10 protein-coding genes are annotated in these 12010 nt (G+C 65.8%); all 10 read right to left on the reverse strand.

What is annotated here, in order from left to right:
- Positions 1-4: 4 nt before the first annotated feature.
- The 10 genes from PQB87_RS15300 to PQB87_RS15345 all read right to left on the reverse strand — a co-directional run bounded on the left by PQB87_RS15300 (position 5) and on the right by PQB87_RS15345 (position 12000).
- Positions 5-1204 (reverse strand): acetyl-CoA C-acyltransferase, encoded by a 1200-nt coding sequence (locus PQB87_RS15300; protein ID WP_048026145.1) that lies wholly within the window; start codon positions 1202-1204, stop codon positions 5-7.
- A 26-nt stretch (positions 1205-1230) separates the two neighbouring features.
- Positions 1231-3666: a 3-hydroxyacyl-CoA dehydrogenase/enoyl-CoA hydratase family protein gene (locus PQB87_RS15305; protein WP_021158421.1), complete on the reverse strand. Its 2436-nt coding sequence runs from the start codon at positions 3664-3666 to the stop codon at positions 1231-1233.
- Between the two features lie 112 nt (positions 3667-3778).
- Positions 3779-5566, reverse strand: a complete 1788-nt coding sequence (locus tag PQB87_RS15310; RefSeq protein WP_059485372.1) for an acyl-CoA dehydrogenase C-terminal domain-containing protein — start codon at positions 5564-5566, stop codon at positions 3779-3781.
- A gap of 58 nt (positions 5567-5624) precedes the next feature.
- On the reverse strand, positions 5625-6224 hold the full coding sequence (locus tag PQB87_RS15315; RefSeq protein ID WP_006751498.1) for a TetR/AcrR family transcriptional regulator: 600 nt from the start codon (positions 6222-6224) through the stop codon (positions 5625-5627).
- A 199-nt stretch (positions 6225-6423) separates the two neighbouring features.
- Positions 6424-7698: a cardiolipin synthase ClsB gene (gene clsB, locus PQB87_RS15320; RefSeq protein WP_489242355.1), complete on the reverse strand. Its 1275-nt coding sequence runs from the start codon at positions 7696-7698 to the stop codon at positions 6424-6426.
- Positions 7695-8189 carry a dihydroneopterin triphosphate diphosphatase gene (nudB, locus tag PQB87_RS15325; RefSeq protein ID WP_059688818.1) on the reverse strand — a complete coding sequence of 165 codons (495 nt, stop codon included), beginning with the start codon at positions 8187-8189 and terminating at the stop codon, positions 7695-7697. Before nudB ends, clsB begins: the two co-directional genes overlap by 4 nt.
- Positions 8190-8348: 159 nt before the next feature.
- On the reverse strand, positions 8349-10151 hold the full coding sequence (gene aspS / locus PQB87_RS15330; RefSeq protein ID WP_021158416.1) for an aspartate--tRNA ligase: 1803 nt from the start codon (positions 10149-10151) through the stop codon (positions 8349-8351).
- 67 nt (positions 10152-10218) lie between these two features.
- Positions 10219-10869, reverse strand: a complete 651-nt coding sequence (locus PQB87_RS15335) for a DUF502 domain-containing protein (RefSeq protein ID WP_027789155.1) — start codon at positions 10867-10869, stop codon at positions 10219-10221.
- Between the two features lie 61 nt (positions 10870-10930).
- Complete coding sequence (locus tag PQB87_RS15340; protein WP_027789154.1) at positions 10931-11278, reverse strand: FmdB family zinc ribbon protein; 348 nt, start codon at positions 11276-11278, stop codon at positions 10931-10933.
- A gap of 95 nt (positions 11279-11373) precedes the next feature.
- Positions 11374-12000, reverse strand: a complete 627-nt coding sequence (locus tag PQB87_RS15345) for a methyltransferase domain-containing protein (protein WP_489242356.1) — start codon at positions 11998-12000, stop codon at positions 11374-11376.
- Between the last annotated feature and the right edge of the window lie 10 nt (positions 12001-12010).

The following is a 12010-nucleotide window of genomic DNA, read 5'->3' on the forward strand; positions in this document are numbered from 1 at the left end:
CTGCTTACAGGCGTTCGATGATGCCCGCGGCACCCATGCCGGTGCCGACGCACATCGTGACCATCCCGTACTTCAGGTTACGGCGGCGCAGGCCGTGCACGACGGTCGCCGCGCGGATCGCGCCGGTCGCGCCGAGCGGGTGGCCGAGTGCGATCGCGCCGCCCATCGGGTTGACCTTCGACGGATCGAGGCCGAGATCGCGCATCACCGCCAGCGATTGCGCGGCGAACGCTTCGTTTAGCTCGATCCAGTCGAGATCGTCCTGCTTCAGGCCGGCGGCCTTCAGCGCGGCCGGAATCGCTTCCTTCGGGCCGATGCCCATGATTTCCGGCGGCACGCCACGCACCGCGAAGCTCACGAAGCGCGCGAGCGGCGTCAGGTTGAATTCCTTCAGCACCTTCTCCGACACGACGAGCAGCGCGCCCGCGCCGTCCGACGTCTGCGAGCTGTTGCCGGCCGTGACCGAGCCCTTGTTCGCGAATACCGTGCGCAGCTTCGCGAGGCCTTCGATCGACGTATCCGCGCGCGGACCTTCGTCGAGCTTGATCTCGCGCGTCTTCACGTCGACTTCGCCGGTCGCGAGGTTCGGGAAACGCTCGGTGATCGTGTACGCGGCGATCTCGTCGTTGAACTCGCCGGCCTGCTGCGCAGCAAGCGCCTTGCGGTGCGACTCGACCGAGAACGCGTCCTGGTCTTCGCGGCTCACCTTCCACTGCTCGGCGACGCGCTCGGCCGTCAGGCCCATCCCGTATGCGATGCCGAAGTCTTCATTGCGATCGAAGATGTGCGGCGACATCGACGGCTTGTTGCCCATCATCGGCACCATGCTCATCGATTCGCAGCCGCCCGCGAAGATCGCGTCCGATTCGCCGACGCGGATGCGGTCGGCCGCCATCGCGAGCGCCGTGATGCCCGACGCGCAGAAGCGGTTGACCGTCACGCCGCCGACCGTCTGCGGCAGGCCCGCGAGCAGCGCGCCCATCCGCGCGACGTTCAGGCCCTGCTCGGCTTCCGGAATCGCGCAGCCGATGATCGCGTCCTCGATCAGCTTCGTGTCGAAGCCCGGCACCTGCGCAACCGCCGACTTGATCGCGTGGACCAGCAGCTCGTCCGGGCGCGTGTTCTTGAAGACACCGCGCGGGGCCTTGCCGATCGGCGTGCGGCTGGCGGCGACGATGTATGCGTCTTGCAATTGTTTGCTCATTTGACACTCCTTGCCTTATCGCTCGCTCAGTTACGCACCGGCTTGCCGGTCTGCAACATACCCATGATCCGTTCCTGCGTCTTCTGCGTGCCGAGCAGCTCGACGAACGCACGGCGCTCGAGCGCGAGCAGCCACTGCTCGTCGACGAGGCTGCCGGCTTCGACGTCGCCGCCGCACACGGCTTCGGCGATGCGGCTCGCGATCAGGTAGTCGTGGTCGCTGATGAAGCGGCCGTCACGCATGTTGACGAGCGATGCCTTGATCGTCGCGATCGCCGAGCGGCCCGCGACCGGCACGTCCTTCGCACGCAGCGGTGCGCGGTAGCCGGTGGCGGCCAGCGCACGCGCTTCCTTCTTCGCGGTGTCGAGCAGTTCGAACACGTTGAAGACGATCGTGTCGGACGGCTTCACGTAGCCCATCGCACGTGCATCGTGTGCGGAGGCCGAGACCTTCGCCATCGCCGCGTTCTCGAACGACTTCGTGACGAACTTCAGGATGTCGGTGGTCGCGTTCGCGGCCGTCGCGGCGTCCGCTGCGCGCAGCGCCGCTTCCTTCAGGCCGCCGCCCGCCGGCACGAGGCCGACACCCACTTCGACGAGGCCGATGTAGCTCTCGACGTGGACGACGCGCTTCGCGCTGTGCAGCATCAGCTCGCACCCGCCGCCGAGCGCGATGCCCGACACGGCCGCGACGACCGGCACGTTCGCGTACTTCACGCGCAGCATGCCTTCCTGGAACTTCTTCACGAACGGCTCGATACCCTTCGCGCCGCCCATCATGAACGCGGGCATCGCCTCTTCGAGGTTCGCGCCGGCCGAGAACGGGCCGCCCGGCGTGCCGAGCTTCAGCGACGTCGGCTGCCAGATCACCACGCCCTTGTAGTCCTTCTCCGCGAGTTCGATCGCCTGCACGAGGCCGTCGATCACGCTCGGTCCGATCGTGTTCATCTTCGACTTGAACGACACGATCACGACGTCGTCTTCACCCGCACGATCGTCGACCCATGCGCGCACCGCGTCGGTCTCGAACAGCGTCTTGCCGTACGTCTTCGGATCGGCGCCCGCTTCGCCGAGCAGCGGCGCGCGGAATACCTGCTTGTCGTAGACCGCGAGGTCCGAACGCGGCACGAAGCGCTTCGCAGCCGGTGCCCACGAACCTTCGGCCGTGTGCACGCCGCCCTTCTCGGCAACCGCGCCTTCGAGCACCCACGACGGCAGCGGCACGTTCGCGAGCGCCTTGCCGGCCGCGATGTCTTCCTGCACCCACTCGGCGACCTGCTTCCAGCCGGCGGCCTGCCAGCCTTCGAACGGGCCTTCGTTCCAGCCGAAGCCCCAGCGGATCGCGAGGTCGACGTCGCGCGCGTTGTCGGCGATCGACTCGAGATGCACGCCGATGTAGTGGAACACGTCGCGGAAGATCGACCACAGGAACTGCGCGTGCGGATGGTCCGTCTCGCGCAGCAGCTTCAGGCGTTCCGCCGGCGGGCGCTTCAGGATGCGGCCGACCGTTTCGTCAGCCTTCGCGCCCGAGTCGACGTAGGTGCCCGTCTTCGCGTCGAGCACCTTGATCGCCTTGCCTTCCTTCTTGTAGAAACCGCCGCCCGTCTTCTGGCCGAGCGCGCCCTGCTTCACCAGTTCGGCGAGCACGGCGGGCGTCTGGTAGACCGGGAAGAACGGATCGTCGGCGAGGTTGTCCTGCATCGTCTTGATCACGTGCGCCATCGTGTCGAGGCCGACCACGTCCGCGGTGCGGAACGTCGCCGACTTCGCGCGGCCGAGGCGGCTGCCCGTCAGGTCGTCGACTTCGTCGAAGCGCAGGCCGAACTTCGCGGCCTCGGTGATCACCGCGAGGATCGAGAAGATGCCGACGCGGTTCGCGATGAAGTTCGGCGTGTCCTTCGCGCGCACGACGCCCTTGCCGACGATGCTCGTCAGGAAGGTTTCGAGCTGGTCGAGGATTTCCGGACGCGTATGCGCGGTCGGGATCAGCTCGACGAGGTGCATGTAGCGCGGCGGGTTGAAGAAGTGCACGCCGCAGAAGCGCGACTTCAGCTCGTCCGAGAAACCTTCGGACAACTTCGTGATCGACAGGCCCGACGTGTTGGTCGCGAAGATCGCGTTCGGCGCGATGTGCGGCGCGACCTTCTTGTACAGGTCGTGCTTCCAGTCCATCCGCTCGGCGATCGCTTCGATCACGACATCGCACTCGGCGAGCTTCGCGATGTCGTCTTCGTAGTTCGCGGCCTCGAGGTATTTCGCGTCGTCCTTCACGCCGAACGGCGCGGGCGACAGCTTCTTCAGGTTCTCGATCGCCTTCAGCGCGATCGCGTTTTTCGGGCCTTCCTTGGCCGGCAGGTCGAACAGCAGCACCGGCACGCGCGCGTTGATGAGGTGCGCGGCGATCTGCGCGCCCATCACGCCGGCGCCCAGCACGGCGACCTTGCGAATCAGGAAATTGCTCACGGGATGTCTCCGGATAGTGTCGTGCAGCGCGGAGGTTGGGGCTGCACGGAGAAGTGAGTACCAGGAACCGATGCATCCGGGCGGCGCGCCTCGCGCCCCGCCCGGACTCGCGTCAGAACAGCGATTCGTCGACTTCCATCATCGTCTTCGAACCGGCGCGTGCGGCGCGGATCGTCGACGCCGTCTCGGGCAGCAGGCGCGCGAAGTAGAAGCGGGCCGTCGCGAGCTTCGACTTGTAGAACGGATCGCCCGACGCTTCGTTGTCGAGGGCGAGGCGTGCCATGCGCGCCCAGAAGTACGAGAACACCAGGTGGCCGACGGTGCGCAGGTACGGCACGGCGGCAGCACCGACTTCGTCCGGGTTCTGCATCGCCTTCATGCCGATTTCCATCGTCAGCTTCTGCACCTTGTCGCCGATGTCGGCGAGCGGGTTGATGAACTCGGCCATTTCCGGCTTCACGCCTTCGGCTTCCGCGAATTCCGTCACGAGCTTGCCGAACTTCTTCAGCTTCGCGCCCATGTCGCCGAGCACCTTGCGGCCCAGCAGGTCGAGCGACTGGATCGAGTTCGTGCCTTCGTAGATCATGTTGATCCGCGCGTCGCGCACGTACTGCTCCATGCCCCATTCGGAGATGAAGCCGTGGCCGCCGTAGATCTGCATCGCGTGGTTGGTCGACTCGAACGCGTTGTCGGTCAGGAACGCCTTGATGATCGGCGTGAGCAGCGCGACGAGATCGGCCGCTTCCTTGCGCACGGCTTCGTCGGCGTGCGACAGCTCCTTGTCGATCTGCAGCGCGGACCAGTACGTGAACGCGCGCGCGCCTTCGGCATAGGCCTTCTGCGTGAGCAGCATGCGACGCACGTCCGGGTGCACGATGATCGGGTCGGCCGGCTTGTCCGGTGCCTTCGGGCCCGTCAGCGAACGCATCTGCAGGCGTTCCTTCGCGTACGTGAGCGAGTTCTGGTACGCGACTTCCGTGAGGCCGAGGCCCTGCATGCCGACGCCGAGACGCGCGGCATTCATCATCACGAACATCGCGTTCAAGCCCTTGTTCGGCTCGCCGACCATCCAGCCCTTCGCGCCGTCGAGGTTCATCACGCACGTCGAGTTGCCGTGGATGCCCATCTTGTGTTCGATCGAGCCGCACTTGATGCCGTTGCGCTCGCCCGGCTCGCCCGAAGCGTCCGGAATGAACTTCGGCACGATGAACAGCGAGATCCCCTTCGTGCCCTGCGGCGCGTCCGGCAGGCGCGCGAGCACGAGGTGGATGATGTTCTTCGACATGTCGTGCTCGCCGCTCGAGATGAAGATCTTCGTGCCGCTGATCGAGTACGAGCCGTCGCCGTTCGGTTCGGCCTTGGTGCGCAGGATGCCGAGGTCGGTGCCGCAGTGCGGCTCGGTCAGGCACATCGTGCCCGTCCATTCTCCCGACACGAGCTTCGGCAGGTATTGCTTCTGGAGTTCCGGCGCGCCGTGCGCGTGCAGGCATTCGTACGCGCCGTGCGACAGGCCCGGATACATCGTCCATGCCTGGTTCGCCGAGTTCAGCATTTCGTAGAGCGCGTTGTTCACGAACGCGGGCAGGCCCTGGCCGCCGTAGTCCGGATCGCAGCCGAGCGCCGGCCAGCCGGCCTCGACATATTGCTGGTAGGCCTCCTTGAAGCCGGTCGGGGTCTTCACGACGCCGTCGCCTTCATACGTGCAGCCTTCGCGGTCGCCGACCTGGTTCAGCGGGAACAGTACCTCGGAGCAGAACTTGCCCGCTTCCTCGAGGACCTGGTTGATCGTGTCGGCGTCGAGGTCCGCATGCTTGGGCATTTGCTTGACTTCGGCTTCGACGTTCAGAAGCTCGTGCAACACGAATTGCATGTCGCGCAGCGGCGCGGCGTACTGTCCCATGACTCTCTCCAAAGGTGGGCAAAACGGCTCGAGCTCCTGGCGGGCGGATCACGCGCCGCTAACGGCTCTCGCTCTGATACGAAACAATCGTCTTTTCCAGCGCGGCCCACGTGAGGCGCACGGCATCCGGCGAATGCAGGAAACGTGCGTCGTGATGCAGGCCGAGCGTGAAGCTGTACAACTCGAAGAGCATCAGGTCCGGATCGGTATCCGCACGCAGATGGCCTTCTTCCTTCGCCTGCGAAATGGCACGCAGCATCGCGGCACGCCAGGCCGTCACGCTCGCGATCAACTGCTCGCGCACGGGGCTGTCAGGCCGGTCGTCGTACTCGACGGCCCCGCTGATGTAGATGCATCCGGTCGTCACCTCCTGGATGCGCTTCTCCGTCCAGCGGGCCAGCATCGCCCGAAGGCGCGGCAAGCCTCGCGGCTCGCGCAGGCTCGGAAAGAACACCTCGTTTTCGAAACGATGGTGATACTCGCGGACGACCTCGACCTGCAGGTCCTCGCGCGATCCGAAGTGCGCGAACACGCCGCTCTTGCTCATCTGCATGCGCTCGGCCAGCAGGCCGATCGTCAGCCCCTCCAGCCCGTCACGGCTGGCGAGGTCCAAAGCAGCTTCAAGTATCGCGGCACGCGTCTGTTCGCCTTTTCGCATAGCTATTTCTGTAACCGTTCGGGGGTTCGAATAAAATCGAACGGCCGTACTATTATTGAGTGCGGCCGCTCGCGAAACAAGGAAATTATTAGAAACCGGTGTCTAACCGAGCCGCTATTTTGCGCGATTCCGGCGGGACCGGAGCGGCTTTTCCGCACGAACGTGCGGACAGATTTTTGAAGCGAACGCTTAGTCTGCGTCAGTCGTAACCACCGACCGTCAGCGCCTTCATCACGACGCGATACGCCGTATAGGCGAGCCAGTTCAGCATGCGCTCGATGCGCGGGCGCGCGGCGAATCGGGCGGGGTCGATTTCGCGGCCGTCGGCGAACGCGGCCGCGATCGCGTCGCGCAGTTCGTTCGTGACAGCATCGTAGCGCACCAGCACGACATTCGCCTCATTGTTCAACATCAGGCTCAGCGCGTCCAGATTCGACGAACCGACCGTCGCCCAGTTGTCGTCGATCACGGCCACCTTGCCGTGCAGCATCGTCTTGTCGTACTCGGCCACGCGCACGCCCGCGCGCAGCAGCGCGTGATACAGGAACGGCACGGCCGTATCGAGTGCCGCGAATTCCTTGCGGCCGATCAGGATCCGCACGTCGACGCCGCGCCGCGCCGCGCCCGTCAGCGCACGGCGCAGCTTGCGCCCCGGCATGAAGTACGGATTGGCCAGCAGGATCCGCTGGCGCGCCTGGCCGATCGCCGCGAGATACGCCTTCTCGATCGCGCGACGGTTCACGACGTTGTCGCGCGCGACGAACGCGACGCTCGGCTCCGTCACGACCCGCAGCGCACCGGCCTTGATCCAGCGATGGCTGCGCATCCAGCGCCGGAACATGTCGGGGAACGCTTCCCCGCCATGCAGCCCGGCCGCGTATTGCGCATACGGCTTGTGGCCGAACATGATCCGGTGCCACTGCAATTCGAACGCGGCGCGCACGTCCGACACCGCGGGGCCCGCCATCTCGACCGCGAAATCCCAGCGCGGAAACCGCAGCGTCGTGCCGCCCTGCGCGTAGTCGTCGACGATATTGATGCCGCCGCAGAATGCAACCGCGTGATCGATCACCGCGAGCTTGCGATGCGTGCGCGAGAAGCCGAAGCGGCCGAACAGGAAACGGTTGTAGATGCAGTGCTCGACGCCGGCCGCTACCCACGTGTCGAACAGCGGCAGGCGCGCGGTGCCGATGCCGTCGGTGATCACGCGCACGCGCACGCCGCGCTGCGCCGCGCGGATCAGCGCGTCCGACACCGGCCGGCCGGCCGCGTCGTCGCAGAAGATGTAGGTTTCGAGCATCACCTGCTCGCGGGCGGCATCGATCCGCTCGATCAGTGCCCGGAAGAATGCGCCGCCGCCCTCGCACAGCCGCACGGTGTTGCCCGACGTAAAGGCGAGCCGCGACGCGGAACCGCGTTCCTGCAGGAACATCTGCCGCAATTGCGCGAAGCGCTTGCGGGCTTCCGCCGTCATGCGGACGAGCCGTGCGGCGCGCGCGAGAGTGCCACGCGCGCGGGCAATTGCAGGATCGCCTCGGCATTCGACGGCGAGAAGCAGCGCGCGGCCGCCTCGCGGAACGGCAGCCACGCATGGTCGACGTGCTCGCGCGGCGACAGCGTCACGCCGACGCGATGCGGCACGCACAGGCCGAACCAATGCTCGGTGTTGCGCGTGACACCCGGTGCATAGCGGTGCAGGTATTGCGGATAGATCGTGTACTCGATCCGGTGGCGCCAGTCGACGAGCGCGCTGGCCGGCACATCCGCGGTGCCGATCGTGATGCCGGTTTCCTCGGCCACTTCGCGCGCGGCGGTGACCGCGAGCGGCTCGTCGAGCGCGTCCTTCGAGCCGGTCACCGATTGCCAGAAATCGGGCTGGTCGGCACGCTTGATCACGAGCACATCGAGGTCGGGCGTGTAGATCACGACAAGAACGGATTCGGGGATTTTCGGCGGCTTCGTCATCTTCGTTTCATGCAGCACGGGGCCGCGCGACGGACACAGGCTCCGAACGGGCGGCAAGTGCTGCGACTGTACCGCAAAAAACGAAAAAGGCGCATCGCTGCGCCTTTTTCATGAGCGTCGTGTGCGCGCGAACGCACACACGACCGGATGCGAAGCGCGTTACGCCTTCGGCTGCTCCGGCTGACGCAGGCGGATGTGCAGTTCGCGCAGCTGACGCTCGTCGACCGGGCTCGGTGCCTGCGTGAGCAGATCCTGCGCACGCTGCGTCTTCGGGAACGCGATCACGTCGCGGATCGAATCGGCGCCGGCCATCATCGTGACGATGCGGTCGAGACCGAACGCGATACCGCCGTGCGGCGGCGCGCCGTACTGCAGTGCATCCAGCAGGAAGCCGAACTTGAGCTGAGCCTCTTCCGCGCCGATCTTCAGCGCACGGAACACCTTGCTCTGCACTTCCTCCTGATAGATACGCACCGAGCCGCCGCCGATTTCCCAGCCGTTCAGCACCATATCGTAGGCCTTCGCGAGGCAGCGGCCCGGGTCGGTCTCGAGGTACTCGAGGTGCTCGTCCTTCGGGCTCGTGAACGGGTGGTGCGCAGCGACGTAGCGCGCATCTTCGTCGTCGTATTCGAACATCGGGAAGTCGACGACCCACAGCGGCTTCCAGCCGGCCTGGACCAGACCGTTCGCCTTGCCGAATTCCGAATGGCCGATCTTCAGGCGCAGCGCGCCGAGGCTGTCGTTGACGACCTTCGCGCGGTCGGCCGCGAAGAAGATGATGTCGCCGTCTTCAGCGCCGGTGCGCTCGAGGATCGCCGCGATCGACGCGTCGTGCAGGTTCTTGACGATCGGGCTCTGCAGGCCGTCACGGCCCTTCGCCTTCTCGTTGACCTTGATCCATGCGAGGCCCTTCGCGCCGTAGATGCGCACGAATTCGGTGTAGCCGTCGATGTCGCCGCGCGACAGCTCGCCGCCCTTCGGCACGCGCAGCGCCGCGACACGGCCGTCCTTCGCGTTAGCCGGCGTGCTGAACACCTTGAAGTCGACGTCCTTCATCGCGTCGGTCAGCTCGGTGAATTCGAGCTGCACGCGCAGGTCCGGCTTGTCCGAACCGAAACGCGCCATCGCTTCCGAGTACGGCATCACCGGGAATTTCGCGTCGAGCTCGACGTCGATCGTCGTCTTGAAGATGTGACGGATCATGTCTTCGAACAGGTCACGGATTTCCTGCTCGCCGAGGAACGACGTTTCGCAGTCGATCTGCGTGAATTCCGGCTGACGGTCGGCACGGAGGTCTTCGTCGCGGAAGCACTTGGTGATCTGGTAGTAACGGTCGAAGTTCGCGACCATCAGCAGCTGCTTGAACAACTGCGGCGACTGCGGCAGCGCAAAGAACTGGCCCGCGTTCACGCGCGACGGCACGAGGTAGTCGCGCGCGCCTTCCGGCGTGCTCTTCGTCAGCATCGGCGTTTCGATGTCGATGAAGCCCTGCTCGTCGAGGTACTTGCGCGCTTCGATCGCGACGCGGTAGCGCAGGCGCAGGTTGTGCTGCATCTGCGGGCGGCGCAGGTCGAGCACGCGGTGCGTGAGGCGCGTCGTTTCCGACAGGTTGTCGTCGTCGAGCTGGAACGGCGGCGTGACCGACGCGTTCAGCACGTTCAGTTCGTGACACAGCACTTCGATCTTGCCGCTCTTCAGGCCAGCGTTGACCGTGCCGTCCGGACGGTTGCGCACGAGGCCCTTGATCTGCACGCAGAACTCGTTGCGCACGCCTTCGGCGGTCGCGAACATTTCCGCGCGATCCGGGTCGCACACCACCTGCACGAGGCCTTCACGATCGCGCAGGTCGATGAAGATCACACCGCCGTGATCGCGGCGGCGCTGCACCCAGCCGCACAGCGACACGGTTTGGCCCAGCAGGTGTTCGGTCACGAGACCGCAGTATTCAGTACGCATCGACATGATGTTTGCTTTCGTTCGGTTTGATCAACGGGCGCCGCAACGCGCGGCCCGGGCGATGATTCTTTACTTACAGCGGCGGCTCGACGGGGCGGCGCGCAGGCGCCGGAACCGGCGCCGGGGGCGCCACCACGCCCATCGAGACGATGTACTTGAGCGCGGCATCGACCGACATGTCGAGTTCGATGACTTCGCTCTTCGGCAGCATCAGGAAGAAGCCCGACGTCGGGTTCGGCGTCGTCGGAATATAGACGCTCACGTATTCTTCCGTCAGATGATTGAGCACGTCGCCGCCCGGCGTGCCGGTCAGAAACGCGATCGTATACGAGCCGCGACGCGGGTATTCGATCAGCAGCGCCTTGCGGAACGCATTGCCGCTGCTCGACAGCAGCGTGTCCGACACCTGCTTGACGCTCGTGTAGATCGGCCCGACGACCGGGATGTGACGCACCACGGCGTTCCACCACGTGACGAGCTTCTGGCCGATGAAGTTCCGCGTGGCCAGCCCGACGACGAAGATGAACGCGAGCGTCAGCACCGCGCCGATCCCCGGCAAGTGGAAGCCGAGCATCCGCTCGGGCTGCCACGATTCGGGCAGCAGCAGCAGTGTCTGGTCCATCGTGCCGATGATGAGACCGAGCACCCACAGCGTGATCGCGAGCGGGACGAGAACCAGCAGGCCGGTCAGAAACACCGATTTCAGGGTCGTCTTTTTCATCATCTGCCGTCAATGAACCGCGCCGGCGGCGCGGGTTGGTCGCAGCCCGGCCGGGCCGCGACGGTCAACTGCTGGCGGCGGGCGCGGCTGCCGGGGCAGGCGCAGCGCTCGTCGTCGTGCTTTCGGAACTGCTCGATGCAGCCGGCGCGGCCGCGGCGGGCGCAGCTTCCGCCGGTGCGGCCGGCGCTGCGTCGCCCGACGCCGTCGCCGGCGCGCTGGTGCCGCCCGAACCGCCGCGGAAATCGGTGACATACCAACCCGAACCCTTCAGCTGGAAGCCCGCCGCGGTGACCTGCTTGCGAAATGCATCCTTCCCGCATTCCGGGCACTGCGACAGCGGCGCGTCGCTCATCTTCTGGAGCACGTCCTTCGCGAAACCACACGCTTCGCATCGATAGGCGTAGATCGGCATGATATTTTTCCCGCGGAAACTGGAAACGGCTTGCAAAACCTTGAATTATAGCCGAAACCCTGCTGCGCTCCGGCAATGTCCGCGACACCCGCGCATCAGCGGCGGCGCCACGTGAGCCAGCGCTCGTGACCTTCGAACACAGGCAGCGAATCGCTCACCGGCAAATCCTCGATCAGTTGGAAGTGCGGCGTGAGCAGCGCATCGAGTTCGGCACGCTCGATCCCGAACGGCGGCCCCTTCGGTTTCGCCATCAGGAAAAAATAGCCGGCCAGCAATCCGTCCACGGGCAGCAGCTCGGCCATACGTGCCGCGTAGCCGGCGCGCATGGCCGGCGGCAGCGCGCACAGGAACGCGCGCTCGTACACCCACTGCACGTCGAACGGCGGCCGGTACGAAAAGAAATCGGCCTGCTCGACGACTTCCGCGTGCACGCCGAGCTGCGCTTTCGCAACTGCCACTGCCTGCGCGGAGAAATCGATCGCACGCACGGGCCAGCCGGCCTGCGCGAGCCACCCGGCCTCCTGCGCACTGCCACAGCCGGGAATCAGCACCGCGCACGGCTCGAGCCGGTGCGCGAACACGCGAAACCCGTCGGGCACGCCACCGAATTCCCACGGCGTCACGCCACGCGCGAAACGTTCGTCCCAGAACGATGCGTTGCCGGGATCGCGCGTCGCGAAATCGGCGGCTGCCGGTGTGGCCGGTGGCTTCGGATCGGACATCGCCCTGCTC

This window comes from Burkholderia sp. KL41, assembly GCF_057005415.2.

What these genes read in the sequence shown, in the direction of transcription:
- PQB87_RS15315 (WP_006751498.1), bottom strand. Translation starts at nt 6,224, where the DNA reads ATGCGAAAAGGCGAACAGACGCGTGCCGCGATACTTGAAGCTGCTTTG.
- PQB87_RS15300 (WP_048026145.1), bottom strand. Translation starts at nt 1,204, where the DNA reads ATGAGCAAACAATTGCAAGACGCATACATCGTCGCCGCCAGCCGCACG.
- PQB87_RS15310 (WP_059485372.1), bottom strand. Translation starts at nt 5,566, where the DNA reads ATGGGACAGTACGCCGCGCCGCTGCGCGACATGCAATTCGTGTTGCAC.
- PQB87_RS15340 (WP_027789154.1), bottom strand. Translation starts at nt 11,278, where the DNA reads ATGCCGATCTACGCCTATCGATGCGAAGCGTGTGGTTTCGCGAAGGAC.
- PQB87_RS15345 (WP_489242356.1), bottom strand. Translation starts at nt 12,000, where the DNA reads ATGTCCGATCCGAAGCCACCGGCCACACCGGCAGCCGCCGATTTCGCG.
- clsB (WP_489242355.1), bottom strand. Translation starts at nt 7,698, where the DNA reads ATGACGGCGGAAGCCCGCAAGCGCTTCGCGCAATTGCGGCAGATGTTC.
- PQB87_RS15335 (WP_027789155.1), bottom strand. Translation starts at nt 10,869, where the DNA reads ATGATGAAAAAGACGACCCTGAAATCGGTGTTTCTGACCGGCCTGCTG.
- nudB (WP_059688818.1), bottom strand. Translation starts at nt 8,189, where the DNA reads ATGACGAAGCCGCCGAAAATCCCCGAATCCGTTCTTGTCGTGATCTAC.
- aspS (WP_021158416.1), bottom strand. Translation starts at nt 10,151, where the DNA reads ATGTCGATGCGTACTGAATACTGCGGTCTCGTGACCGAACACCTGCTG.